Below are 24610 nucleotides of genomic sequence, written 5' to 3' on the forward strand. Positions count from 1 at the left end.
GCTGATCACCCTCTTAGACTTGCTGGCGAAGTGAACGCCGACAGAGAACGGGCCCCGGCACAACGCGTTCACCGTGGGCCCTTTTTTCTTCTTTTAGCCGGTTAGATCCCCGCCCGGGCGGAGATGTCCACCATCCGCTTCTTTGCCTCGGCGAGGATCTTCTCCTCGTCCAGGGTGAGGACCTGGCGGTCCTTCATCACCAGCTTGCCGTCGATGATGGAGTCGTTGACGTCGCCGGCGGTGACCGCCTCCACCAGGGTGCTGACCAGGTTGTGAGTGGGGAGGATGTGGGGCTGCTCGATGTCGATGAGGATGACGTCGGCCTTCTTGCCCGCCTCCAGGCTGCCCAGGTCGTCCCCCTGTAACAGGGCGTTGGCGCCGCCCTGAGTGGCCATCTTCACCAGCTCCTCGACCCGGATGACCACCGGGTCGAAGATGGGCAGGCCCCAGTAGGCGATGATGCCGTTGCGCATCACCTTCATCTCGTCAAAGAGGCTCAGGCTGGAGGAGCAGGCGCCGTCGCTGCCCATCCCCACCGAGCCGCCGCACTCGAGGATGCGGGGGGTTTTGGGGAAGCCGTGGTTGGAGAGGTTGGCCCGGGGACAGTGGACGATCTTGACCCCCTTCTCCACCAGCAGGGTGATGTCCCCCTCGGAGAGGACCACGTTGTGGGCGGTGAGGAAGTTCTCCCCCACCATCCCCATCTCGTCCAGGAAGGCGGCGGGGCGCTTCTGGTAGTTTTTCAGGCAGAAGCTGACCTCGTCCTTGTGCTCGCAGAGGTGGGCGTGCACCCCGGTGCCCAGCTCCTTGGCCCGGGCCGCGGTCTGGCGGATGAGTTCGGGCGAGCAGGACATGACCTGCCGCATGGCAAACCAGATGCGCACCCGGTCGTCCCCGGCGCCGTTGTAGCCGGCAAAGAGCTTCTCGGCCTTCTCCATGGCGCTCTGGGTGGTGTCCTTCATGCTGTCGGGGATGACCCCCTCCTGGTCCATGGTGGAGCGGGCGATGGCCGCCCGCATCCCCGATTCCAGGACCGCCTGGACCACCCGGTCCATGTGCACTCCGCCCGAATCGGCAAAGGAGGTGGTGCCCGACTTGATCATCTCCAAACAGGCCAGCTGGGCCGACCAGTAGACGTCGTCCGGGGTGAGGTTTGACTCAAAGGGGACCAGGAACCGGGTCCAGATCATGGGGTACTCGTCGGTGGCGCGGGCCCGCAGCAGCTGTTGGCAGGTATGGGTGTGGGCGTCCACCAGGCCGGGCATGGCCAGCTTGCCCTTGCCGGACACCAGCTGCGCGGGCTGGTATTTGGCCGCCATCTCGGCGGTGGGGCCGATCTCGGCGATCCGCTGGCCGACAATGGCGATGGCGCGGTCGTGCTCCACCCGGTAGTCGGGGGTCAGCAGTTCAGCTCCGGTGATCAGGATGTCGCAGTGCATGAAATTCCTCCTTCTTATCCCCGGGCGGTCTCCCGCCCGGACAGACGGCTCTCCCCGCTTGGGGCGGGCCGCACTTCCCACAAATGGTTCTTCCTCTCCCCGCTAGATGGCCTCGAAATCGGCCCGGGCGGCAGCTTTCACCGCGTCGGCCGCCAGCTGGCCATACCGGCCGGCGAAGGCCGCCAGGGCCCCCTGGCAGATGGCTTCGCTCTCGCCCGGCAGCAGCTGGGCAAAGGTCTCCCCCATGGCGTGCAGCAGGTGGGCGGTGTGGTAGAGGAAGTCCCGCTGGTTTTTCTCCCCCATGGCCGCCTTTTTGGCCGCAAAGGCAGCGGCGCTCTCCCCGTCGAAGGAGGCGCCGTTCCAGACAAAGTGGCAGCGCTCCGCCCCGGCGGAGAGGGTGCTGTGGATGTCCAGCACCAGGTCGGGGTTGAAGCCCTCCACCAGGCTCTTGTCCACGTCGAGGCAGTAGAGCTTGCCGTATTCCAGCAGCCCCAGCTCCTGCCAGCAGGCGCACCAGCCACAGGTGAGGCAGGCGGTGGCGTAGGGGGCAAGGCCCAGCAGCTCCTGCCGGTTTTTGCCCTCTCTGTCGGCCCACTCGCCGTAGAGCAGGTAGCTGGTCATGTTCAGGGGCTCCCCGTCCCGCTGGGCGCGGCGGGCCATCCGCCGGCCGCGCTGGCGGCCGTACCGGCGAACCCCTTCCCGCACCGCCTCCTCCCCCGCGGCGCCGCAGCGCTGCAGGGCCTCGCGGGCCAGGTAGGCAAACAGGGCGGCGTGATGTTCGATTTGAAATTCCACGGCAAACTCCCCTTTTCATCTGTTCTCACAAACCCAGTGTAGCGGATTGCCGCCGGTTTCGCAAGGCCGTCCCCCACCCTTTGGGCGACAAAAAAAGAGCGGTTTCCCGCCCTTTTTTCAGCACTATTTGGCAAACAAGAGGAAATAGGCCAGCACCACTGCGCCCAGAGCGATGCGGTACCACCCAAAGACCTTGAAGTCGTGTTTCTTGACGTAGTTCATCAAAAAGCCCACCGAGAGCATGGAGACCACAAAGGCCACCAGAGAGCCCACCGCCAGGATGGCCACCTCCATCCCAGTGAAGGAGAAGCCGAACTTCACCAGCTTGAGGAGGCTGGCCCCCGCCATGGCGGGGATGGCCATGAAGAAGGAGAACTCGGCAGCCACCGGGCGGGCACAGCCCACCACCAGCACCGCCCCCAGGATGGTGGCGCCGGAGCGGGAGGTACCGGGGATCAGCGCCAGCACCTGAAAACAGCCCATGATGAAGGCGTGCCTGTAGGTGAGCTGCCCGAGGTTCCTCACCCGGGGCTGGTAGCGGCGGTTGCGGTTTTCCATCCAGATGAAGAGGACGCCGTAGAGGATGAGGGTGATGGAGACGGTGATGTAGTTGTAAAAGAGGGCGTCGATCTGGTCGTTGAAGGGCAGGCCCACGATCAGGGCGGGGATGCTGGCCACCAGCACCTTGAACCAGAGCTGGAAGGTGTCCTTCTTGACGTGGGGCTGGCCCTTTTTGAAGGAGAAGGGCCAGAGCTTATTCCAGAACAGCACCACGATGGAGAGGATGGCCCCCAGCTGGATGACCACCAGGAACATCTCCTTGAACGCCGGCGTGATGTCCATGTGGATGAACTCGTCCGCCAGTATCATGTGGCCGGTGCTGGAGACCGGCAGCCACTCGGTCAGTCCCTCGATGATCCCCAAGATGATTGCTTTTAAAATGTCCCACATGGCAGGTGATCCCTCTCTTCGGTCGGTATTTTTGCCGGCTGGCCGCCGGCGCAATGCAAGTCTTAGTATACACCCTTTTGTCCCGCTGCGGGTGACAATTTTGCAAGAATCAGAAAAACTTCAGATTTCCCCCTCCCCCATCCCTATGGCGGCAGGGCGGGCAGTTATGCCGCTGCAAAGGGCGCGCCCCCGGAAAATCCGGGGGCGCGCCGGGGGCGATCGCCGCTAAAAGACCACGTAGAACAAAACCGCCATGAAGTGGAAAAAGGTGCCCAGCAGTACAAAGATGTGAAAGAGCTCGTGATGGCCGAAGCGAGGGCTGGGGTTGGGCCGCTTGAGGGCGTACATCACCGCCCCCACCGTGTAGCAGACCCCGCCGATGGCCAGCAGGGCGATCATCCCCCCGCCCATCCGGGAGAAGATGGAGAAGTCGAAGAGGATGGACCAGCCCATGACCAAATAGACCAGGGCGGACACCCAGTTGGGGGCGGTGATCCAGACCAGCTTGACGGCGATCCCCGCCAGGGCCACCCCCCAGAGGATGCCGATGAAGAGGGCCGCCCGCCCAAAGGGCTGAAAGCGGAAAAAGATGGGGGTGTAGGTGCCGGCAATGAGGACGTAGATCATCGAGTGGTCGAGCTTGCGCAGCCGCCGCACCCGCACCGGGTCGCCGTTGGAGTAGTGGTAGACGGTGGAGGCGGTGTAGAGGGCCAGCATGGAGAGACAGAACACCAGCGCCGGCAGGGCGTAGCGCAGGGGGGTGCGGTTGACCAGCGCCCCCACGGCGATGAGGATCGACCCCAAGCCGGCCAGGGCAATGCCGATAAAGTGGGTGTAGCTGTCCACCGGGTCCCGCGCTCTGCTGAAAAAAGATGGCATCGTATGTCCTCCTATAATATAGTTTCAAATACTACTTTATCTGTATTTAATATACCACGCATCCTATGCCGATACAAGTCGAGATATTGCTTTTTGCCCCCTGCTGTTGTAAACTAATTGTGACAAAATGAGTCTGTGAGGTGATACTGATGCCCGCCGTCGAAGAGCTGTACCGCAAGCTGACAAACACCGGGGAGCTGACCCTGGAGGAACTCCCCGACCTGGACCTCTACATGGATCAGGTGCTGACCCTCTTCTCCCGCCAGGGGGAGGAGCCCCTGCTGACCAAGACCATGATCAACAACTACCGCAAGGAAAACATCATCCGCCCCCTGGACGGGAAGCGCTACACCAAAAACCACATCGTACAGATGCTGCTCATCTACCACCTGAAGGGGATCCTCTCCATCGGGGAGATCGCCCAGGTGATGGAGGAGTGCTATGTCTCCCCCGGCTACGACAACGCCCTCACCCGGGTCTACCGCGAGTTTTTGGAGCAAAAGCCCCTGCTGGACGAGGCGGTGAAGGACTGCTTTGACCAGTTCCTGCCGGAGAGCGCCCTCTCCGACAGCACCGACCTGCTGGCGGCCCTGCTGGGCCTCTCTCGGGTGGCGCAGTACGCCGACAAAATGGCCAAGGCCCTGGTCGAGGCCCATTTCGGGCCGGAAAAGGGGGTGGAGAGATGAGCGGCGAAGCGATTTCCCCCCGCCAGATCCTGGACTACCTCTCCCTGGGGGAGAAGCTCAAGTGCGCCACCCGCCACTGCTTTACCACCAGCGGCCGGCAGGAGAGCGTGGCCGAGCACAGCTTTCAGCTGGGGCTCCTCTGCATGTTGCTCTGGGACAGCTGCCCCGGAGTGGAGATGGAGCGGGTGCTGCAGATGTGCATCCTCCACGACATGGGGGAGGCCTTTACCGGCGACATCCCCACCTTCCTCAAGACCGACGGCCAGCGGGCGGTGGAGGACGGCGCCGTGGACGCCATGGTGGACGCCCTGCCCCCCGCCCTGGGGGCGCGCTGGCGGGAACTCTACCGGGAGATGGAGCAGCAGTGCACCCCCGAGAGCCGCCTCTACAAAGGATTGGACAAAATCGAGGCCCTCATTCAGCACAACTTCTCAGACATCTCCACCTGGATCCCCCTGGAATACCAGCTCAACCTGCACTACGCCGACAAGGAGTGCGCCCCCTTCCCCGCCCTCACGGCCCTGCGGGAACTGGTGCGAGAGGAGACGGTGGCGAAGATCGAGGCCGAAAAGGCCCTGGACCCCGGCGTCGTCCGCTCGGTGTACGAGCGCTGATCCCGGACGCCCCGACAGAAAAAAGGAGCGGGCGCACCCTTCGTGGGTGCGCCCGCTCTTTTTCAAAGGCCAATCAGTGGTTCCAGTCGGCGTTCTTGCTGGCCAGGTGGGCCTGGTAGATCTCGTTGGCGATCTTCTGCCCGTTGGCGAGGATCTCTTTCTCCTCGGCGGTCTTGAGGAGGTGATCCCGCACCGTCCAGCGGCCGGCGATCATCACATCGCAGACGTCGTGCCGGTTGGCGTTGTAGACCAGGGTGGCCACTGGGTCGTCGAACATGGGGGTCAGGTTGGGGCTCTGCAGGTCGATGAGGATGATGTCGGCCTGTTTGCCCGCCTCCAGCGAGCCGATCTTGTCGTCGAGGCCCAGGGCCTCCGCCGGCTCGATGGTGGACTTGCGCAGCGCCTTTTTGGCGTTCATGTCGTGCACCGTGCAGCCGGCCATCCGGTCCATGGAGATGGCGGCGCGCATGTTGGTCCAGCAGTCCTGGGTGACCCAGTCGGTGCCCAGGATCAGGCGGACGCCCTCGTCAAACATCCGCTTGACCGGGGGCACGTGGCCCCGCTTGCCCAGCATCTCGGCGCAGTGGAGCATGGGGGTGCGGCTCTCGGCCAGCATCTTCACGTCGTCGTCGCTGATGTAGATGCAGTGGGCGCCCATCAGGTGCTCGCCCAGCAGGCCGCTCTCCTTGAGGTAGCCCAGGCAGCTGAAGCCGTAGGTCTCCTGCACGTACTTCGCCTCGCGGGGGGACTGGGAGATGTGGGTGTGAAAGCCCACCCCGTACTTCTCGCCCAGCTCGACGATCTGTTTGGCCAGCTCCAGCGAGACGGTGTCGGTGGCGTGGGGGCCGAAGCGGCAGGTGATGCGGCCGTCGTCCTTGCCGTTCCAGTCCTCGATCAGGCGGATGTTCTGCTCGACAAAGTCCTGCCCCATCTTGGGGTAGCGGGTGTAGTCGTCGTAGCGCAGGGCGGCAATGTCCACGTCGACGATGTTCTGGCTGACCACCGCCCGCATGCCAATGTCGTAAAAGGCCTGGGTGACCCGGTCCATGTAGTGGTAGATGTCGTTGGTGCAGGTGATGCCCGCCTTCATCTGCTCCACCGCGCCCAGAAGGGAGAGGTGGTAGGTGGTCTCGGGCGTCAGCTGGCCCTCCATGGGGAGGGAGAGGCCGTAAAAGCCGTTTTCCGGGTCCTCGGTGAGGGCCTTGAAGAGGCTGCCCGCCACGTGGGAGTGGGCGTCCACAATGCCGGGGAGAACGGCCTTGCCGGCTGCGTCGACCACGCAGTCGGCCTCGCCCTGGTAGTCCCCCGCGCCGATCTCGGTGATCTTGTTGCCCTCGATGACCAGGTAGCCCTTGTCCAGCACCCGGTCATCCCTGTCCACGGTGATGATCATGCCGTTTTGGATGACGGTTTTGCCCATTGAATAAAATCCCCCTTCTTGTCGTTTGCTGTCTCGATCCTGTACCAGTATCGCACAAAACGCGCCCCCTTTCAAGAGAGGGGAGCGCGTTTATACATCTGCCACAAAAGGGCGGATTTGTTTATGGACAGAGCGCTGAAAGGGCGGGGCGGCCCCCTCCGCCCGCTCCGGAGAAAGCCCTCTCTCGAGTGAGCGCAAAACCCGTCTGTCCGGCAATGTCGGTACCGGCCGCAGCGGCGCACCAGTTGCAAAGCCCCTTTGCGGCCGGGCACTCCACCCGTTTGCTCGGGAACTGTGGCCGGGACAGACGCAAACTTCTCTCCCCCCCTCACAGCGGGCCGAGATGTAAGACGGCCCGGACAGCCAACCGCCACAAACCAGCTGCACCCTTACAAAGAGCAGCTGCCCCTCCACCGGCCATATGATTTTGCAGAGCGGAGGTGACGGCGAGGCATCTCCCACAAACCGGCTGTGCCCCCCACGGGAGGCAGCCGCCCCTCGCCCGGTGTCCCAACAGATTCACAGAAGTAGACTGGAGGACAGAAAGGCATCCCCCCACCCAGCCCTTGTTCAAGCCCTTCTCCCCTTTTCAGTACACCCTTCCCTCCTACCAGCGCATCTCTTTTCCCACTCAGTGCACTCCCCTCCTACAGGGGAAGTGGAGGGGCGGCAAAGAACCCAGGGCCGAATCGGCAGAAAAAAGGCCGGACAGGCATCCCCGCCTGTCCGGCCTTTGCGGTATTCATTTGACTGGGTCAGTACTGCAGCGCCCGCTGGTAGTGGCTGTTGAGCTTGGCGGCGTAGCCGGAGTCGGCCGCCCAGGTGCCGGCCAGGTTCTCCCACAGCGGGGCCTTGCCCTTGGGGGAAATGTACTTGTACCGCGGGTCGACGCAGGCCTGGTTGAGGGGGGCGGCGGAGCCGTATCCCTTCAGGTGCTGAATGTTGGCCCGCGCCCCGATGCGGGGGCTGTCAAAGGAGAGGCCGGGCGCGCCGCCCCCGGTGGCCCCCAGGCCGCCGTAGTTGTTCTGGGTCCACTGCACGTCGCCGGTGAAGCGGAAGAACCCCGTCTCGTGGATGGCCTGGCAGAAGGCAATGTCCCCCCGCACCCCCTCGGCCCGCCCCTCGCTCAAAAAGTAGCTGGCCAGCTCTTTGACCGAGCAGTTGAGCTGGGGGGAGGGGTTGTTTGCCAGCACGTAGGCGACCAGCTGGTCGGCGGTGAGGGAGCTCTCGCCCATGATGCTCAGGCCGTAGATGCTCTGGGGAATCTGCTCTTCCGGCTCCGCCTCGGGCTGGGAAGTGCTGGAAGACGAAGAGCTGCCGCCCCCGGAGGAGGCGCTGCCGGAAGAGGAGCTGTCCCCCGACGGGGTGCTGGAGGAGGCGCTGGAGGAACTGCCGTCCACCGGGACGGTGGGCTCGGAGGAGGCGCTCCCCTGCCCGCCGGAATGGATGGGGGCGCTGGAACTGCCGCCGGGGGTGGGCTTGCTCACCTGGGTCTGGGTCAGGTGGGAGAGGTCGGTGTTCAAATCCACCGAGGCCAGGTCCCCGTTTTTGTAGAGTTTGGGCTGCACCGGGCTGGGGTTTTTCTGGGCCTGCTCCACATCCACCGTGGTCTCCTCCCCCTCTCTGACCTTGCGGCCCACCAGCACCAGCCGCTGGCCGTCGTAGTCGTAGAGGCAGGTGGAGAGGGTGACCAGGGTATCGCCGTACTGGGCGTCCACCGGGGTCTCGATCAGGGAGCGGCTGGTGATCTCCCCCACAAACTCGTCAAAGCCCTCCTCGGTGAGGAAGCTCAGGGAGTTGTAGTAGTCAAACACCTCGCCCTGGCTGGGTTCGGTGTTGGCGGTGAAGATGGCCAGCACCTTGTACTGGGACTTCTCGTAGACGGTGTCCATCTCAAAGACCGGGTTGGCCTTGTAGAACTCCAGATCCCGGAACTTGGTCAGGTCGCCGAACATCTGGCTGTCCTTCATGTTGTGGCCGTAGATGACCAGGTTTTCGGCGGGGTTTTGCAGGTCGTTGCGGTAGTCGAAAAAGAGGGTGCCGTACTTGGAGTACTCCTTGAAGAAGTCGTTTTTCAGGTAGAAGCTGTTGTCGGTGGTCTGGACGATGGGGTAGTCGATCTGGGTGTTGGGGATTTTGATCCAGCCCGCCACCTCCCTGTTTTTCAGGTAGAGGGCCTTGTAGTCGTCGAGATACCCCTCGGGCAGCTCCACGTCCACGTCGGCGCCGGAGGTGTAGAGGTCGGTGAGCTCACTGTTTTTGTTCTTGTTCTGCCACCCCTCGTAGAGGTACTGCCCCACCAGGGTCAGCGAGCCGATAAAGACGCAGAGGGCCAGATAAAAGGCCAGCACCCGCACCCCGTCCAGGGCCCGCACTGCCCGGTCGCCCCGGGTGTAGCTGGCGATTTTGTAGGAGGTGTAGGCCGACAGGTCCAGCCCCAGGGCCAGGCGGCGCACCAGATCGAGGGCGTGCATGCAGGCCAGGTGGCGGATCTTCTCGCGGGAGGTGTTGCCGTTTTTCAATTCCAGCTTGCGCACGTAGAGCTGTTTGCCAAAGGCGGCGGCTATGTAGACGGTGCCCACCGGGTTGCCCCGGTCGTCGCTGTCGGGGCCGGCCACCCCGGTGATCCCCACCCCGATGTCGCTGTGCCCCCGCCGGCGGGCCCCCAGGGCCATCCGGCAGGCCACCTGTTCGCTGACCGCCCCGTACTTTTTGAAGTAGCTGCGGCGGATGCCCAGGGTGTTTTGCTTGGCAAAGTCGGCATAGGTGGCGGCGCCAAAGCCAAAGACCGCCGAGGCGCCGGGGATTTCAGTGATCCGCTGGCTCATGAGGCCGCCGGTGCAGGACTCGGCGGTGGCCAGGGTGAGCTTTTTCTCCTTGAGGGCGGCCACCACCGCCTCCTGCATGCTCTCCACATCCTGGCCGTAGACCGCGTCGCCCAGGCGGGTCTTCATCTCCTCCACCACCCCGGCGCAGAGGGACTTGGCCTCCTCTTCGCTGGCAGCCTTGGCGGTGATGCGCACCTCCACCTCGCCCTCCTTGGCGTAGACGGCGGCGGTGGGGTTTTGCCCCTGCAACAGGTCGTCGATCTTGGTCTCCAAGAGGGACTCGCCGATGCCGAACTCCCGCAGGGTGGTGGACCAGATGGTGCAGCCGGTGACCGACTGCAGGTAGGGGACCACCCACTCCTCCACCATCGGCTCAAACTCCGAGGGGGGGCCGGGCAGCATCACGATGTACTGGTTGCCCTTGTGGATGGCGCAGCCCGGGGCCGAGCCGTGGTGGTTTTCAAAGATCTCCGCCCCCTTGGGGACCAGGGCCTGTTTGACGTTGTTCTCGGTCATATGGGCGCAGAGGTGGGCGTAGTACTCCTTGATCTTGTCCAGGGAGGGCTGGTGGATCTCCATCTCCAGCCCCAGGGCGCTGCAGATGGTCTCCTTGGTGAGGTCGTCCTTGGTGGGGCCCAGTCCGCCGATGAAGAGGATCAACTCGCTGCGGGAGAGGGCCTGTTTGAGCGCCTCCAGCAGCCGGGCGCCATTGTCCCCCACCACGCTCTGGTAGTACATGTCGATGCCCAGCTTGGCCAGCTGGCGGGAGAGGTAGCGGGCGTTGGTGTTGACGATGTCGCCCAGCAGCAGCTCGGTGCCGACGCAGATGATTTCCGCTTTCACGTGTGGTTTCCCCCTTTTTCTCTCTCGGTGTCCCTACCGCAGGATGGCCACCAGTTTTTCGGTGCCGGAGACGGCCTCCTCGATGAGGGGCTCCAGATCCAGCTTCTCCTCTTCCCGGATGATCTGTTCCAGCACCGGCCGGGTCTTGGGGTGCCGGGGGGTAAAGACGGTGCAGCAGTCCTCATAGGGGAGGATGGAGGTCTCGAAGGTGTCGATCTTGCGGGCGATGTCCACGATCTCCAACTTGTCCATCCCGATGAGGGGGCGCAGGACCGGCAGTTCGCTGGCCGCGTCGGTGCAGCCGATAGCCTGCATGGTCTGGCTGGCCACCTGGGCCAGGCTCTCCCCGGTGATGATGGCCCCGCAGCCCCGGGCCTTTGCCACCCGGTTGGCCACCATCATCATCACCCGCCGCATGATGACGGTGAAGTACTCCTCCTTGCAACCGCGCTTGATCTCCTCCTGAATGCGGGTGAAGGGGACCACGTGCACCTCAAAGGTGTTGCAGTACTCGGTCATCTTGTCGGCCAGGGTCAGCACCTTCAGCTTGGCCCGCTCGCTGGTGTAGGGGGGGCTCTCAAAGTGGATGCAGCACAGCTGCACCCCCCGCTTGGCCATCATGTAGCCGGCCACCGGGGAGTCGATGCCGCCCGAGAGCATCAGCATCCCCATCCCCGAGGAGCCCACCGGCATCCCCCCGGCAGCCTTGTGGGCCACCCCGTGAACATAGGCGCCGAAGTCGCGCACCTCCACCACCACCCGGTACTCGGGGTCGTGCAGGTCCACCGACAGGTTGTCAAAGCGCTCCAGCAGCAGGCCGCCGATCTCCTCGCAGATCTGGGGGGTCTTGAGGGGGAAGGTCTTGTCCGAGCGCTTGGCCTCCACCTTGAAGGTGGAGACCAGGGGCAGGCTGTCGGCCAGGTATTCCAGCGCCACCCGGGCGATGTCCCCCATCTCCTTTTGGGCGACGGCGGCCCGGGTGATGGTGGAGATGCCGAAGACATGGCTCAGCCGCTCCTCCACCAGGTCCAGGTCGCACTCCTCCAGCAGCTCCACCACGATGGTGGACTGGGCGGCCCGGGTCTCAAAGCGCCCCAGCAGCCGCAGCCGGTGGCGGACGTTTTTCAGGAGGACCGATTCAAAGCTCTGCTTGTTGAGGCCCTTGAGGGCGATCTCCCCGTACTTTAACAAAATGATCTCTTTCAAACCCTATCTTCTCCCAACCAGGCTCTGCCGGGCCGCTTCGAGCCCGGCGCAGAGCGCGTCGATGTCTTCTTCTGTGTTCCCCGCATCCATGCTCACCCGCAGGGCGCTGTCCCCCCGGGGACCCGAGAGGCCGATGCTCGCCAGCACATGGCTGGGGCCGCCCTTGGCGCAGGCCGACCCGCTGGACACATAGACCCCCCGCTCGGCCAGGAAGTGCAGCAGGGTCTCGCTGCGAAAGCCCGGAATCGAGAGGTTGACGATGTAGGGCAGGGCGTCCTGCGGGGAGTTGATCTGCACCCCGCCGTCCGCCGCGGCCCAGGCCAGCAGCCGGTCCCGCAGGGCGGTGACCCGCTCCATATTCCGGGTGCGGTCCTTCGCGCAGCGCTTTGCCGCCAGGGCCAGGGCGGCGGCAAAGGCCACGTTCTCGGTCCCCGGGCGCAGCCCCCGCTGCTGTTTGCCGCCCCGCACCAGGGGGGGCAGGTGCACCCCCTTTTTGACGTAGAGGGCGCCCACCCCTTTGGGGGCGTGGATCTTGTGGCCGGTGAAGGTGAAGAGGTCCACCCCCCAGGCCTTTAGGTTGATGGGCAGCTTGCCGAAGGCCTGCACCCCGTCGCAGTGGACCAGGGCCTTGGGGGCCTTCTTTTTGATGGCGGCGGTCAGGGCCTGGATGGGCAGGACGGTGCCGATCTCGTTGTTGACCGCCATCAGGCTGACCAGGGCTGTGTTCTCGTCCACCCGCTCCAGCACGTCGGCCGGGCGGATGTGCCCCTCGCCGTCGGGGGCGACAAAGACCGCCTGGGCCCCCTGGCGCTCGGCCAGGTACTGCACCGGCTCCAGTACCGAGGAGTGCTCAAAGGCGGTGGTGACGACCCCGGTCGCCCGCCGGCGGCGGCTCTCGTACCCCGAGAGGATGGCCCAGTTGTTGGCCTCGGTGCCGCCGGAGGTGAAGTAGAGCTCCTCCGGCGCGCAGTTCAAGATGCGGGCCAGGTCGGCGGCGGCCGACTTCATGAGCAGCTCCGCCTCCAGCCCCTTGGAGTGGAGGGAGGAGGGGTTCCCATACCGCTCCACCAGCACCTCCCGCACCAGGTCGGCCACCTCGGGCCAGACCTGGGTGGTGGCGCTGTTGTCCAAATAGTGTTCTCTCGGCACAGCCGCATCGCCCTCCTCACCAATTCCCTTTGCCGCCGCTCGCTGCCGGCAGCCGTCAGATGGTTTTAGTATACTCTATTTTCGCCGGTTTCGCAAACCCCGGCGGGCGGTCTCTCCCCTCTGCCGGCGGCTGCCAAAAAGCGCCGCCCGGTCCGCCAAACCGCCTTGCGGGAAACGCTTTTATGTGGTAGCATGAAAATAAGATATTTGCGCGACCCCGGCACAAAGGGACGCCCGCAATCAGCAGCAAGGAAAAAAGAAATTCTATGAAAAAATATAAAATCGCATCGCTCCTCATGCTGATCCACGGACTTTTTATGGAAATCGGGGGATGCCTCTCTCTGATCCCCATTCTTGTTCTGGGAAATGGCCAATGGGATATCAGTCAACCGTTCTCGTTTGTTGTCCCGTATTTCAAAGACAATATGTATTTAATGCTTGTCGCGGGGGCGCTTTACGGGGCGGTGAGGGTTATCGGCGCCGTCGGTTTGTGGAAAAACCGACTGTGGGGACTGGTTTTGTCAGTCATAAACTGCGTTGTCACAATGGCTTTGATGATGTTCATGTTGCCGGCGGGGATACTGGACGGGATCCTCGCTTGCAGCGCTTTGATTTTAATGCTGACACAGTATTTCGGGAACAAAAAAATCGTTGAAGAATAGGCTTCTCCCCGGCCGGGCCAACAGCGCTCGCCTTTCTCCGGACAACGACCCCTCCGGATGTCAGGGCGCAGGCCCCACCGGCGGATGATGACAGAGGGCCCGGCGCAGAGATCTCTCTGCGCCGGGCCCTCCTTTTTCGCACAGGCGGCCGCTACTCCCCCGCCCCTTCGCGCTGGTAGGGCGCAAAGAGGTAGAAGATCTCCTGCGGGCAGCTGCCCACCAGGCGGATGCCGTCGGCCAGGTATTCGCTCTGGCGAAGCTGCCCCTTTTCCCGCAGAGTGTTTTCCAACACCGCCTGGGAGAAGGGCAGCAGACAGTCCACCGGCAGGTAGTCGGCCAGCAGCAACTCGGCGATCTTTTGCAGCAGGCCGTCCAGGTTGTAGCCGGTCCTGGCGCTGACAAAGACCGCCCCCTCCCGGCTGATGCCGGCCGGGAGAGATTCTATACATTTTGTGTTGTCGCACTTATTAAATACAGTTAGTATTGGCGTCTCGCCGATTTCCAGGCTCTCCAGCGTCTCGCGGGTGGTGGCCAACTGCAGTTCCAGGTTGTCCGCCTGCAGGTCGCAGACCTGCAAAATCAAGTCGGCGTAGGCGCTCTCCTTTAAGGTAGAGCGGAAGGCCTGCACCAGGTGGTGGGGCAGCCGGGAGACAAAGCCCACCGTGTCCACCAGCAGGGCAGTGGTCCCATCGGGGAGGGGCAGCTTGCGGGCGGTGGGATCCAGGGTGGCAAAGAGCTTGTTCTCCACCAGCACCTCGGCGCCGGTGAGGGCATTGAGAAGGGTGGACTTGCCCACGTTGGTGTAGCCCACCAGGGCCACCGTCTTGATCCCGCTCTTCTGGCGGGTGCGGTGGGTGGTCTGGTGCTGGGCCTCGATTTGGCGCAGGTCCTGCTGCAGGTACTTGATCCGCCGCATGATGTGGCGGCGGTCGGTCTCCAGCTTGCTCTCGCCGGGGCCGCGGGTGCCGATGCCGGCGCCCAGTCGGCTCATGGCGACGCCGGCCCCCGCCAGCCGGGGCAGCCGGTAGCGCTGCTGGGCCAGCTCGACCTGCACCGCCCCCTCCCGGGTGCGGGCGTTGCGGGCGAAGATGTCCAAAATCAGCATGGTGCGGTCCACCGGGGCCAGCCCCGCCACCTGCTCGATGTTGCGAATTTGCATGGGGGACAGCTCGTCGTCAAAGAGGAGGACGTCGATCTCCTCGTCCTGGCAGAGCTGGGCGATCTCCCGCAGCTTGCCGGGGCCCACAAAGGTGGCGTTGTCGGGGGTGTCCTTCTTCTGCACCGCGGTGCAGATCACCTCGATGCCGGCGGTGTCGGCCAGCTGGGCCAGTTCGTGGAGGGACGCCTCCGCGTCGTAGGCGCCGGTGTCCAGGGCCACGGCCAGGGCGCGGGGGCGGGTTTCTTCGGTCTCGTACATGTGCTCTCCTTACTGTGGTAGTCGCCGCCGCCTAGCCCCGCAGAAAGTCGAGGGCGTAGCGGCTGGTGGCCTCGACCCCCATGAGCAGGCAGTCGGGGTCCACCTCAAAGCGGGGGTGGTGGTGGTCGGCGGTGTAGCCGGCCTCTTCGTTTTTGCAGCCCAAAAAGGCAAAGACCCCAGGGCAGTGGCGGGTGTAGATGGCAAAGGTCTCCGAGGCGTACCAGGGGTCGGTGTCCTGCAGGGCCTCGGCCCCCAACTGGTCGCTCAGGGCCCTGGTGGCCAGGGCCGAGCAGGCGGGGTCGGTCTCGGCGATGTTCTCGCCGAAGATGTAGCCAAAGCGCTCGACCTCGCAGCCAAAGACCTTGGCGGTGTCCTCGGTGACCTGCTTGATGATCTCCTGGCAGCGGCGGCCGGTCTCCACCTCAAAGTAGCGGATGCTGCCCCAGAACTCGCAGGTCTCGGGGATGATGTTGGGCTTGGTGCCCGACTGGATGATGCCGATGGACAGGGGCACCACCTTGGTCACGTCCCGCATGTTGACCCAGGCGCTCTGCAGGTTTTGCAGGATGGCGGAGGTGACGAAGATGGGGTTTTTGCAGAGGTCGGGGCGGGAGCTGTGTCCCCCCTTGCCGTGCACCTTGAAGGCAAACTGGCCAAAGCCCGCCATCCGCTGGCCGGGGGTGACGCTGATCTTGCCGGTCTCCAGCTTGGCGTAGACGTGGATGGCCCAGGCCCCGTCTAAGTGGATGTCGGCGAAGTAGGCCTCCATCTCGTCGCAGACGCCGCCGTTCTCCTCCGCCTCTTCAAAGACAATATAGAGTTTGCCCGACAGCTCCTCCTCCATTCCCTTGAGGACCCGGCAGGCCCCCAGCAGCATGGCGGTGTGGGCGTCGTGGCCGCAGGCGTGGCAGACGCCGGGATTTTCCGACACCGCCGCCTTGGGCCGGCGGTCGTTCTGGGGCTCCTCGTCCAGGGGCAGGGCGTCCATGTCGGCCCGCAGCAGCAGGGTCTTGCCCGGGCGGCCGGTGTCCCAAAAGGCGACGATGGAGTGCGTCCCCACCCGCTCCCAGGCAAAGCCCAGCCGCTCCAGCTCGGCCTGGACAAAGCGCGCGGTGCGCTCGGTCTTCATGCTCAACTCCGGGTGGCGGTGCAGGTCCAAAAAGGTCTCTTTGACAAAGGGAAGGTTCTCCTCGGCCAGGGTCTTGACAGCGGTTTTCAGCTCCATGAGCGGCCTCCTTTTTTATACATTCCGTTATATTTTAACTCGATTATACTTTTTTTAGCAGATGTAGTCCAACACGTCGACCACCTGGCCCCCCCGCAGGTAGATGCGCTGGACCCGGCGGCCCAGGATACAGGTCAGCTCGTAGGGGATAGTGCCGCAAGTCTCGGCCAATTGGGCGGCGGTGAGGCCGTCCTCCTCGGCGCCAAACAAAATGGCCTCGTCCCCTCGGCAGACGCCGGGGATGTGGGAGACGTCGACCATCATCTGGTCCATGCAGACCCGGCCCAACACCGGCGCGACCTGGCCGTGAAGGACCACCGACCCCTTGGAGGAGAGGGCCCGCTGGTAGCCGTCGGCATACCCCACCGCCAGGGTGGCGATGCGGGTGGGCCGCTGGGTCTCATAGGTGTTGCCGTAGCTGACAAACTCCCCCGGGGCCACTGTCTTCACCAGGGTCACCACCGTTTTCAGGCGCATGGCCGGGCGCAGGGGGATGCGCTCGTTCTTGCAGGGGGCGATGCCGTAGAGGATGATGCCGGGGCGCACCATGTCCAGGTGGAACGCCGGCCAGTTGAGGGTGCCCGCCGAGTTGCAGCAATGGCGCAGGGGGAAGGTGACCCCCCGCCCTTCCAGGGCTTCGACCACCTCCATAAAGCGGCGGTACTGCAGCCGGGTGTGCTCCTCCGAGGCCGCCCCCTCCTCGTCCGCCACCGAAAAGTGGGTGAAGATCCCCTCCGCCCGCAGGTGGGGCAGGGCGGTGACCTGGGCGATCTCCTCCACCGCCTGGGGGCCAAAAAAGCCCAGGCGGCTCATCCCCGAATCCACCTTTACGTGGATGTCCAGCCGCTCCTCCCCGCCGGCCAGGGCCTGCTCCAGTTCCCTGGCGTAGTCCAGGGAGAAGACCGTCTGGGCGATGCGGTGGCGCACCAGGTCGCCCACGCACTCCACTGGGGTGAAGCCCAAAATCAGGATGGGGCGGTGGATCCCCCCCTCCCGCAGGGAGATGGCCTCGGTCAGGGTGGAGACGGCGAACCAGTCGGCCCCCTGGGATTGCAGGGCGGCGGCCGTCTCCGCGTCGCCGTGGCCGTAGGCGTCGGCCTTGACCACCGCCATCAGCTTGGTCTGGGGCCCCAGCAGGGACCGGATGGCGCGGTAGTTTTCTTCGATGGCATCCAGGTCGATTTCGGCCCAGGTGCGCTTGATCTGTCTCTTCACAGCATCTTCTCCCATCACACAGCCGTCTAGCAGGCAAAACGCTTGCAAGCCGCTTTTATTATAGCCCCTTTGCCCCGGTTCGTAAAGGCGAAAAAGCGCGGCAAAAAGGGCCGCCCGGCCCCGCGGCGGCAGGGAGCGGGCGGCCCGTTCAAGACCTGGTGTCACCCCTCCAGCGCGCCGGAGAGGGTGCGGGGGTAGATGTCGGGCGAGCTGTCGTAATAGTGCAGCCCCTCCAGTTCCAGCGGCAGCTGCCGCCGGAAGGCATGGGCGTTTCGCCCCAGCCCCAGCCGTTCGGCCGCCGCGTCCCGGGCGTCGCGCTGGGCCCGGGTGGAGGACTTTTTGCTGGGGTAGCCGTAGTCCACCTCTGCCTGCAGCTCGTAAAAGAGCTGCAATCTGCCGTCCCTGTTCCAAAAATCCACCGTCATCTCCCCCGTCTGCTCAAACCGAAGCTGACCCGACAGCCGGTAGCTGGGCTTTTCGTCGGTCACGACAAAGTGTTCGCCCGATCGGCAGGAGTGGACCAGCACCGGGATCTCCATCTCCACCGCCAGGTAGGTGGGGTCGGCCACGTCCCGGGCGGCGATCACCTTCCAGAGAAAGACCCCCTCCTCCTTGCAGGTGGACTGGTGGCGGAAAATGGCCTCGGGCGGCAGGGCCAGCTCCTGTCTCGGCTCCTCCACCCGCAGGTAGGGCGGCGCAGAGGAGACCGGGGTCACCCCCTCCTCTCCCCCTGTGTCCCCGCTGCAGCCGGTCAGGGCGGCCGCCATCCCCACTGCCAACAAAAAGATGGGCCAACGCATCCGTTTCACCGCTGTCTTTCTTCCCTCTGGACAGGGCGGCCATACACTGCCGCGCATTATACCTTTTTATACATAGTATAGCGCATTGTGCAGTGCATGCCTAGTGTCAAAATGGGCAAAGAGGGGCGCAAAAAACAGGCAGCTTGCACAGGGCGGGCAGGCCCTCTCAGTCGTAGCTGTTTTGGTAGATGTCCCAAAAGCTGGTGAGCATCCGCCCCTGAGCGGCGACCCGCTCCTCCCCGGTGTCGATCTGCCAGCCATAGGTGCCGTAGCTCTGCAGGGTGAAGCGGGAGAGGGGGAGCAGGCGGTACTCCTTGCGGAGGTAGGCCGCCGCGTCGCTGCAGTCGGAGGAGACCTTTTTCAGGGCGGCGGAGGGGTTTTGAAAGACCGGCCGCCCCCGCCCGTCAAGTCCCATGGCATAGGCCGAGTGGGCGGGAAAGCGCTTCTCCCACTGGCTGGTGTCCCCCGCGCTCCAACTTGCCGGCGGGGAGAAGTAGTGGAGCGCCTGGGGGTAGGGGGCCACACAGGTGCGGTAGAACAAAACGGCCAGGCAGAGGGCGGCGAGCAAGAGCAGGCCGCTGGCCAGCAGCAGCGCCCGGCGCTGGCGGCGGCGGCGGGCCAGCTCCCGCCGGGAGAGGGCGAGGGCGCTCTCCACCGCCTCCTCCACCTCGGGGGCGGGGTACTCCCGCCGCGCCCCCTGCAGCAGTTCGGCCACCGACACCCCCAGCTGCTCCGCCAGGGGTTCCAGCAGGGCCACGTCGGGCAGGCTCAGCCCCCGCTCCCACTTGGAGACCGCCTTGTCGGTGACCCCCACCCGCTCGCCCAGCTGCCGCTGGGTGAGGTCTGCCTCCCGTCGGCACTGCGCCACAAACTGACCAAAGCGCACACTGTCCATCTTCTCCGCTCCTCTCTTTTCCCCCACCATAGCACAGGCAGGGGCAAACTGGCAATCGACTGGCAGTCGAGGGGGCCGGGCAGCCCCCCTGACGCCCAAAAAGGGCAAAAAAAGAGGCGCCGCCCAGCGGGCAGCGCCTCTTTTGGCAGTCAAAAATCAGTCGGCCAGGATGCGGGTGATGGCCCCGGTGGGGCACTCGCCGATGCACTTGCCGCAGTCGATGCAGACGGCGGGGTCCACCACCGCCAGGTTCTCCTCCATGTGGATGGCCTCCACCGGGCAGATGCGGGCGCACTTTTGGCAGCCGATGCAGCCCACGTCACAGCCCTTGCGGGTGACGCCGCCCTTCTGGTGGTTGCGGCAGAGGACGTAGGCCGAGGCCTTGGAGTCGTCCACCAGCTGGAGCAGGTGGTTGGGGCAGCGCTTGACGCAGGCCCCGCAGCCGGTGCAGAGCTCCCGATCCACCACCGCGACCCCGTCCTGCACCGAGATGGCGCCGAACATGCAGGCGGAGACACAGTCCCCGTGGCCCAGGCAGCCGTCGGGGCAGACCCAGTCACCGGCAAAAAAGCGGTTGGCCGCGTGGCAGGTGGAGATGCCCTGATAGGCCATCTTGGTGCGGGTGTGCTGGGAATTGCCCCGGCAGGCGACAACCGCCACCCGCTTGGCCACCGCGCCGGAGGAGCGGCCGGTGATCCCGGCGATCTCCTCGGCGGTCTTGGCCCCGCCGGGCACGCAGAGGTTGCCCTCGGCCTGGCCGGCGGCCACTGCCTTGGCGTACTCGTCGCAGCCGGCATAGCCGCAGGCGCCGCAGTTGGCCCCCGGCAGGGCCTCGCGGACGCGCTCCACCGTCTCGTCGGTCTTGACCTCCATGATTTTGGAGAAGGCCACCAGGATGATGGCGGCGGCCAGCCCCAGGCCGGTGACCACCATGACCCCGTTGAGCAGGATATTCATTCTCTCAGCCCCCCTTACTTAAACATGTTCTCCGCCAGACCGGCGAAGCCCATGAAGGACAGGGAGACCAGCGAGGCGGCCACCAGGGTGATGGGAAGGCCCCGGAAGGCCTTGGGGACGTCGCAGCTCTCCAGTTTGCGGCGGACCCCGGCGAAGAGCACCAGGGCCAGCATAAAGCCGACGCCCGCGCCGATGCCGTTGACCACCGACTCCCAAAAGCCGTACTTGTTGTCCACGTTGAGCATGGTCACCCCCAGCACCGCGCAGTTGGTGGTGATGAGGGGCAGGTAGATGCCCAGGGCCTTGTGCAGGCTGGGGATATAGCGCTTGAGGATGATTTCCACCAGCTGCACTAGGGCGGCGATGACCAGGATGAACACCAGGGTGTTCATGTACTCCAGGTTTATCTCCTCCAGCAGGTAGTGCTGGATGGGCCAGGTGGCCGCCGAGGCCAGGCCCATGACGAAGATGACGGCGCCGCTCATCCCCAGGGCGGAATCCATCTTTTTGGAGACCCCCAGGAAGGGGCAGCAGCCCAGGAATTTGGAGAGGACGAAGTTGTCCACCAGGATGGCGCTGACCAAAATGACAAAGATCTGTTTCATCAGTTCTCGCCCTCCTCTCTCTTCTCGATCTCACCGCAGATCTCCTTGTTGGCGCAGCCCGCACAGCCGGCGCAGCCATCCATCTTGCCCACGGCGGGCTTGCCGGTCTTCTTCTCGGTGATCTTGTTGGCCAGGGCCATCAGGCAGCCGAAGAGGAAGAAGCCGCCCGGGGCCAGTTTCATGATCCCCATGGGGGTGATGAGGTCGGCGGTGAGGGCGATGCCAAACCAGGTGCCGCTGCCGATGATCTCGCGGATGGAGCCCATGATCACCAGCACCACCGTAAAGCCGACGCCCATTCCCAGGCCGTCGAGGACCGAGTCCAGCGGCCCGTGTTTCGAGGCGAACATCTCGGCCCGGCCGAGGATGATGCAGTTGACCACGATCAGCGGCAGGAAGATGCCCAGCGCCTTGTCCAAATCGGGGGCGAAGGCCTTGACGATCAGCTGCACCATGGTCACGAAACCGGCGATCACGGTGATGTAGGCGGGGATGCGCACCTGTTTGGGGATGAAGTTGCGCAGCAGGGAGATGACCAGGTTGGAGCCGATGAGGACCACGGTGGCGGCAATGCCCATCCCCAGGCCGTTGACGGCCAGGGTGGTGACGGCCATGGTCGGACAGGTGCCCAGCACCAGCCGCAACACCGGGTTTTCTTTTAAGAGGCCGTTGGTGAGGTTTTTCAGGTGGCCTCCCTTTTTCTGTTCTGCCATCAGTTTGCCCCTCCTTTCACCATCTCATAGACGCTCAGGGCGTTTTGCACGCTGTCGCGCACCGCGGTGGAGGAGAAGGTGGCCCCGGTGAGGGTGGCCACATCGGCCACGCTCCCCTGTTTGCCGGAGAACTTGCCCCAGAAGCTCTCCTCCTCGACCCGCTTGCCAAGGCCCGGGGTCTCTTCGTTGTCCATCACCTTGATGCGGGTGATGGCGCCGTCGGCGCCGATGCCCACCATCACCGGCACCTGGCCGGCGTAGCCCTTCTGGGAGGCGGAGATCACAAAGCCCGCGTCGCCGGCGCTGTACACCTCGGTGACGCCCAGGGCCTCCATCTCGGGGGTGAGCTCGACCTTTTCAAAGTCGGCCGCGCCGGGCAGGACTTCCCGGCGGCCGGCGTTGGCCACCGCGTCCAAGTTGTCCTGGATCTTCTTTTCGGTCAGCATGTTGACCCCGCCCAGGGCCAGGGAGACCACCAGACAGATGATGGTCAGGGAGAGGATCGGCCAGGCGATCTCTCGAAAGGTGTTTTTCTTTGCCATTCCTACTTGCCACCTCCAAACACTCTGTGCCGGGTCAGCCGGTCGATCTGGGGGGAGAGGATGTTCATCAAGATGATGGAGTAGCTGACCCCCTCGGCGCTGGAGCCGAACAGGCGGATGAGCACGGTGATCAGCCCGCAGCCGATGCCGAAGATCAGCTTGCCCCCGTTGGTCATGGGGCTGGTGGAGTAGTCGGTGGCCATGAAGATGGCCCCCAACATCACCCCGCCGGAGAGGATCTGCTGCAGGGGGTTGGCCCCGGCCACAGCGGTGAGGGCGAAGACGGTGCCGATGAAGCTCAAGGGGATGATGGGGTTGATGACCCGGCGGACCACCAGGTAGATCCCGCCGACGATCAGCGCCAGGGCGCAGGTCTCCCCCAACACGCCGGGCTGGTTGCCCAAAAAGAGGTTCCAGTTGCTGGGCAGCTTCTCCCAGGTGCCGTTTGCAAACATGTTCTTGATGGCCACCAGGGGGGTGGCGCTGGCCATGGTCTGCACCCCGGCCTTAAAGTAGAAGGCGTTGGGGTAGGCGGTCATGGCCGAGGTGAAGGAGAGGGCCAGCACGATCCGCCCGCCGATGGCCGGGTTGACAAAGTTCTGCCCCAGGCCGCCGAAGAGCTGCTTGACCACGACGATGGCCACAAAGCAGCCGATGACCGCCATCCAGATGGGGAGGGTGGCCGGCAGGTTGAAGGCCAGCAGGATGCCGGTGATGACGGCGGTGAAGTCCCCCACCGTCTGCTGTTTTTTCATCAGCAGGTTCCAGAGATACTCAAAGCCCACGCAGGAGACGATGCAGACCGCGATCAGGATCAGCGCCTTGGTGCCAAAGAGGATGCCGGAGGCGACGATTGCCGGGATCAGGGCGATGACCACGTCCCGCATCACCGAGGAGGTGGTGCGCTTGTCCCGCAGGTGGGGCGATGAGGAAACGATGAGTTTGTTTTCGATTGTTTGGGTGTTCAAGTTGTCTCCTCCCCCTCTCTATTTCTTCTTTTTGCCGACTTTTTTGTCGGCGCGGTAGTCGCGCAGGTTGGCCTTGGCCTCCCGCATGGCCTGGGTCACCGGGCGCTTGGAGGGGCAGACAAAGGAGCAACAGCCGCACTCTATGCAGGCGTCCACCTGCAGCCGGGCCACCTCTTCCATGTCGTTTACCTTGTTGGCCTCGTGGATCTGCGGGGGCATCAATCTCATGGGACAGGCGTCGGCGCATCGGCCGCACTTCATGCAGGCCAACACCGCCTGGCTCTTGACGTACTTGTCCCCAAAAAAGAGGAGGCCGTTGGTGTTTTTGGCCACGTTGTAGGCGTCGGTGTAGACGCACATCCCCATCATCGGGCCGCCCAGCAAAATCTTTTTGGGCTCCTCGACATAGCCGCCGCAGAAGGCCGCCACGTCGGCGATGGAGGCGCCCACCGGCGCCAGCACGTTTTTGGGGGTCTTGATGCAGTCGCCGTCCACGGTGATCCGCTTCTCCACCAGGGGCATGCCGGTCCTCAAGTAGCGGGCGATAAAGGCCACGGTGGAGATGTTGAGCACCACCACCCCCACGTCGGCCGGCAGCTTGCCCTTGGGGATGACCCGGCCGGTGAGCTCGTTGACGATCACCTTCTCCGCCCCCTGGGGGTAGCGGGTGACCAGGGTGCGCACCTGGATGCGCTCGTCCCCCTCGGCCTTCTGGGTCAGGGCGGCGATGGCCTCGGGCTTGTTGCTCTCGATGCCGATGAGGGCGGTGCGGATGCCCAGGTACTTCTGCACCAGCCGCATCCCCTCCAGCACGTCGTCGCCATTTTCCAGGCACTCGCGGTAGTCGGCGGTGAGGAAGGGCTCGCACTCGGCCCCGTTGACGATCAGGGTGTCGATGGCCTCGGGGTTCGGGGGAGCGAGCTTGACATAGGTGGGGAAACCCGCGCCCCCCAGGCCGATGAGGCCCGACTCCCGCACGGCGGCCAAAAAGCTCTCCCGGTCATGCACCTCCGGGGGGGCGATGGCGGGGTCCGGGGTCTGGGCCCCGTCGGCCTGGATCACCACCGCCTTGGCGCGGATGGAGTTGGGCAGGATGAACTCCTCAACGGCGCTCACCTTGCCCGAGACGCTGGCGTGGACGACCGAGGCCAGTCCCCCCTCTGTCCGCCCGATGACGGTGCCCACAAACACCTCCTGCCCCGGCTTGACCGTGGGTTCACAGGGCTTGCCCACGTGCTGCGCCAGGTGGATGCGGACGGTTTTGGGGACCGGCATTGCCTCGGTGGCGCACCCGCTGGTGTTCTTGAAGTGCCCCGGCAAAACGCCGCCCCTGGTTTTTTTGAACGCGTTCTTACCAAACGAAAACACAGATTGTACCCTCCCGTACTGACCGCGTCGGCGCGCGCAGACCCGGCGCAAAGAGCGCCGGCGGACTGCGCGCAAAAAGGGGGCAAAGCCCCATTCCCCGCCGGTTTCACGGTTTATTTACAATTGAGTATTATAGCATCTCCCCGCGCCGCTGTACACCAATTTGCTGTCGAATTGGGAAAACCACGAAAAGTGCAAAGGCTTTCTGTGCAATTTGTAGCAGGTGCACAGAACTCTTGTTAAAAGTTTGTCGGAGTGCATAATTTTTTCCTATCCATAAAAGAGGGATGGGTGGTCGCCCTCCCCCAACCCGGGCAGCGTCCCCCCAGAGAGGAGGGGGGGGGGGGGGGGGGGGGGGGGGGGGGGGGGGGGGGGGGGGGGGGGGGGGGGGGGGGGGGGGGGGGGGGGGGGGGGGGGGGGGCGGGGGCGGGGG

General features: G+C 64.4%; 22 protein-coding genes. 3 read left to right on the top strand and 19 right to left on the bottom strand.

Translation table 11 applies throughout. The annotated features are described in order from the left end of the window. Positions 1–101: 101 nt before the first annotated feature. From ACTNAU_RS12270 to trhA, 4 genes are all read right to left on the bottom strand, one after another. Positions 102–1439 (bottom strand): amidohydrolase family protein, encoded by a 1338-nt coding sequence (locus ACTNAU_RS12270; protein ID WP_441098582.1) that lies wholly within the window; start codon positions 1437–1439, stop codon positions 102–104. Between the two features lie 102 nt (positions 1440–1541). Continuing rightward, entirely contained in the window at positions 1542–2234 is a 693-nt protein-coding gene (locus tag ACTNAU_RS12275; RefSeq protein WP_441098583.1) for an L-2-amino-thiazoline-4-carboxylic acid hydrolase, read from the bottom strand. 123 nt (positions 2235–2357) lie between these two features. Next, on the bottom strand, positions 2358–3185 hold the full coding sequence (locus ACTNAU_RS12280) for an undecaprenyl-diphosphate phosphatase (RefSeq protein ID WP_441098584.1): 828 nt from the start codon (positions 3183–3185) through the stop codon (positions 2358–2360). A 225-nt stretch (positions 3186–3410) separates the two neighbouring features. Continuing rightward, positions 3411–4064 carry a PAQR family membrane homeostasis protein TrhA gene (trhA, locus tag ACTNAU_RS12285; protein WP_441098585.1) on the bottom strand — a complete coding sequence of 218 codons (654 nt, stop codon included), beginning with the start codon at positions 4062–4064 and terminating at the stop codon, positions 3411–3413. Positions 4065–4213: 149 nt separating this feature from the next. Here trhA and ACTNAU_RS12290 point away from each other — a divergent pair, with 149 nt between their 5' ends. Both ACTNAU_RS12290 and ACTNAU_RS12295 read left to right on the top strand, forming a co-directional pair. Continuing rightward, the gene (locus ACTNAU_RS12290) at positions 4214–4750 is read left to right on the top strand and encodes a DUF1836 domain-containing protein (protein WP_441098597.1); all 537 of its coding nucleotides are present in this window, start codon (positions 4214–4216) and stop codon (positions 4748–4750) included. Continuing rightward, positions 4747–5364 (top strand): HD domain-containing protein, encoded by a 618-nt coding sequence (locus ACTNAU_RS12295; protein WP_441098586.1) that lies wholly within the window; start codon positions 4747–4749, stop codon positions 5362–5364. The genes ACTNAU_RS12290 and ACTNAU_RS12295 overlap by 4 nt, the downstream gene beginning before the upstream one ends. A 73-nt stretch (positions 5365–5437) precedes the next feature. On the opposite strand, the gene ACTNAU_RS12300 is transcribed toward ACTNAU_RS12295, so the two are convergent. From ACTNAU_RS12300 to ACTNAU_RS12315, 4 genes are all read right to left on the bottom strand, one after another. Beyond that, entirely contained in the window at positions 5438–6784 is a 1347-nt protein-coding gene (locus ACTNAU_RS12300; RefSeq protein WP_021660259.1) for an amidohydrolase family protein, read from the bottom strand. 755 nt (positions 6785–7539) lie between these two features. Further along, positions 7540–10455: a competence/damage-inducible protein A gene (locus ACTNAU_RS12305; protein ID WP_441098587.1), complete on the bottom strand. Its 2916-nt coding sequence runs from the start codon at positions 10453–10455 to the stop codon at positions 7540–7542. 33 nt (positions 10456–10488) lie between these two features. Then, on the bottom strand, positions 10489–11661 hold the full coding sequence (gene thiI, locus ACTNAU_RS12310; protein ID WP_441098588.1) for a tRNA uracil 4-sulfurtransferase ThiI: 1173 nt from the start codon (positions 11659–11661) through the stop codon (positions 10489–10491). Between the two features lie 3 nt (positions 11662–11664). Beyond that, positions 11665–12810: a cysteine desulfurase family protein gene (locus ACTNAU_RS12315; RefSeq protein WP_441098589.1), complete on the bottom strand. Its 1146-nt coding sequence runs from the start codon at positions 12808–12810 to the stop codon at positions 11665–11667. A 266-nt stretch (positions 12811–13076) separates the two neighbouring features. On the opposite strand from ACTNAU_RS12315, the gene ACTNAU_RS12320 reads away from it, so the two are divergent. Further along, positions 13077–13472: a DUF2127 domain-containing protein gene (locus ACTNAU_RS12320; protein ID WP_441098590.1), complete on the top strand. Its 396-nt coding sequence runs from the start codon at positions 13077–13079 to the stop codon at positions 13470–13472. 151 nt (positions 13473–13623) lie between these two features. Here ACTNAU_RS12320 and hflX read toward each other — a convergent pair whose 3' ends face one another. The 11 genes from hflX to rsxC form a co-directional block, all read right to left on the bottom strand. Continuing rightward, a complete protein-coding gene (gene hflX, locus ACTNAU_RS12325) occupies positions 13624–14889 on the bottom strand; it encodes a GTPase HflX (protein WP_441098591.1) in 1266 nt (421 codons plus the stop codon). Between the two features lie 31 nt (positions 14890–14920). Further along, a complete protein-coding gene (locus ACTNAU_RS12330) occupies positions 14921–16114 on the bottom strand; it encodes a M20 metallopeptidase family protein (RefSeq protein WP_185915816.1) in 1194 nt (397 codons plus the stop codon). Positions 16115–16168: 54 nt separating this feature from the next. Next, on the bottom strand, positions 16169–17329 hold the full coding sequence (gene alr / locus ACTNAU_RS12335; RefSeq protein ID WP_441098592.1) for an alanine racemase: 1161 nt from the start codon (positions 17327–17329) through the stop codon (positions 16169–16171). A 161-nt stretch (positions 17330–17490) separates the two neighbouring features. Then, positions 17491–18138, bottom strand: a complete 648-nt coding sequence (locus ACTNAU_RS12340; RefSeq protein ID WP_441098593.1) for a hypothetical protein — start codon at positions 18136–18138, stop codon at positions 17491–17493. Positions 18139–18295: 157 nt separating this feature from the next. Next, positions 18296–19024, bottom strand: coding sequence for a helix-turn-helix domain-containing protein (locus tag ACTNAU_RS12345; RefSeq protein WP_441098594.1), 729 nt, complete (start codon positions 19022–19024; stop codon positions 18296–18298). A 156-nt stretch (positions 19025–19180) separates the two neighbouring features. After that, positions 19181–19981 carry an RnfABCDGE type electron transport complex subunit B gene (locus tag ACTNAU_RS12350; protein ID WP_185915820.1) on the bottom strand — a complete coding sequence of 267 codons (801 nt, stop codon included), beginning with the start codon at positions 19979–19981 and terminating at the stop codon, positions 19181–19183. A gap of 14 nt (positions 19982–19995) precedes the next feature. Further along, positions 19996–20586 (bottom strand): electron transport complex subunit RsxA, encoded by a 591-nt coding sequence (rsxA, locus tag ACTNAU_RS12355; protein WP_441098595.1) that lies wholly within the window; start codon positions 20584–20586, stop codon positions 19996–19998. After that, positions 20586–21299: an electron transport complex subunit RsxE gene (rsxE, locus tag ACTNAU_RS12360; RefSeq protein ID WP_185915822.1), complete on the bottom strand. Its 714-nt coding sequence runs from the start codon at positions 21297–21299 to the stop codon at positions 20586–20588. Before rsxE ends, rsxA begins: the two co-directional genes overlap by 1 nt. Next, positions 21299–21841: an FMN-binding protein gene (locus tag ACTNAU_RS12365; RefSeq protein WP_185915823.1), complete on the bottom strand. Its 543-nt coding sequence runs from the start codon at positions 21839–21841 to the stop codon at positions 21299–21301. The genes rsxE and ACTNAU_RS12365 overlap by 1 nt, the downstream gene beginning before the upstream one ends. Before the next feature lie 2 nt (positions 21842–21843). Then, the gene (locus ACTNAU_RS12370; RefSeq protein ID WP_207721287.1) at positions 21844–22809 is read right to left on the bottom strand and encodes an RnfABCDGE type electron transport complex subunit D; all 966 of its coding nucleotides are present in this window, start codon (positions 22807–22809) and stop codon (positions 21844–21846) included. Positions 22810–22827: 18 nt separating this feature from the next. After that, positions 22828–24177, bottom strand: a complete 1350-nt coding sequence (gene rsxC / locus ACTNAU_RS12375) for an electron transport complex subunit RsxC (protein ID WP_441098596.1) — start codon at positions 24175–24177, stop codon at positions 22828–22830. Between the last annotated feature and the right edge of the window lie 433 nt (positions 24178–24610).

Origin of the sequence: Bittarella sp. HCP28S3_D9 (genome assembly GCF_052065655.1) — a bacterium.
Lineage (GTDB): Bacteria > Bacillota > Clostridia > Oscillospirales > Ruminococcaceae > Bittarella > Bittarella massiliensis.

Coding starts and splice junctions, on each gene's coding strand:
- ACTNAU_RS12270 (WP_441098582.1), bottom strand. CDS start 1,439: ATGCACTGCGACATCCTGATCACCGGAGCTGAACTGCTGACCCCCGAC.
- ACTNAU_RS12280 (WP_441098584.1), bottom strand. CDS start 3,185: ATGTGGGACATTTTAAAAGCAATCATCTTGGGGATCATCGAGGGACTG.
- trhA (WP_441098585.1), bottom strand. CDS start 4,064: ATGCCATCTTTTTTCAGCAGAGCGCGGGACCCGGTGGACAGCTACACC.
- ACTNAU_RS12290 (WP_441098597.1), top strand. CDS start 4,214: ATGCCCGCCGTCGAAGAGCTGTACCGCAAGCTGACAAACACCGGGGAG.
- ACTNAU_RS12295 (WP_441098586.1), top strand. CDS start 4,747: ATGAGCGGCGAAGCGATTTCCCCCCGCCAGATCCTGGACTACCTCTCC.
- ACTNAU_RS12300 (WP_021660259.1), bottom strand. CDS start 6,784: ATGGGCAAAACCGTCATCCAAAACGGCATGATCATCACCGTGGACAGG.
- ACTNAU_RS12320 (WP_441098590.1), top strand. CDS start 13,077: ATGAAAAAATATAAAATCGCATCGCTCCTCATGCTGATCCACGGACTT.
- hflX (WP_441098591.1), bottom strand. CDS start 14,889: ATGTACGAGACCGAAGAAACCCGCCCCCGCGCCCTGGCCGTGGCCCTG.
- ACTNAU_RS12330 (WP_185915816.1), bottom strand. CDS start 16,114: ATGGAGCTGAAAACCGCTGTCAAGACCCTGGCCGAGGAGAACCTTCCC.
- ACTNAU_RS12345 (WP_441098594.1), bottom strand. CDS start 19,024: ATGGACAGTGTGCGCTTTGGTCAGTTTGTGGCGCAGTGCCGACGGGAG.
- ACTNAU_RS12350 (WP_185915820.1), bottom strand. CDS start 19,981: ATGAATATCCTGCTCAACGGGGTCATGGTGGTCACCGGCCTGGGGCTG.
- rsxA (WP_441098595.1), bottom strand. CDS start 20,586: ATGAAACAGATCTTTGTCATTTTGGTCAGCGCCATCCTGGTGGACAAC.
- rsxE (WP_185915822.1), bottom strand. CDS start 21,299: ATGGCAGAACAGAAAAAGGGAGGCCACCTGAAAAACCTCACCAACGGC.
- ACTNAU_RS12365 (WP_185915823.1), bottom strand. CDS start 21,841: ATGGCAAAGAAAAACACCTTTCGAGAGATCGCCTGGCCGATCCTCTCC.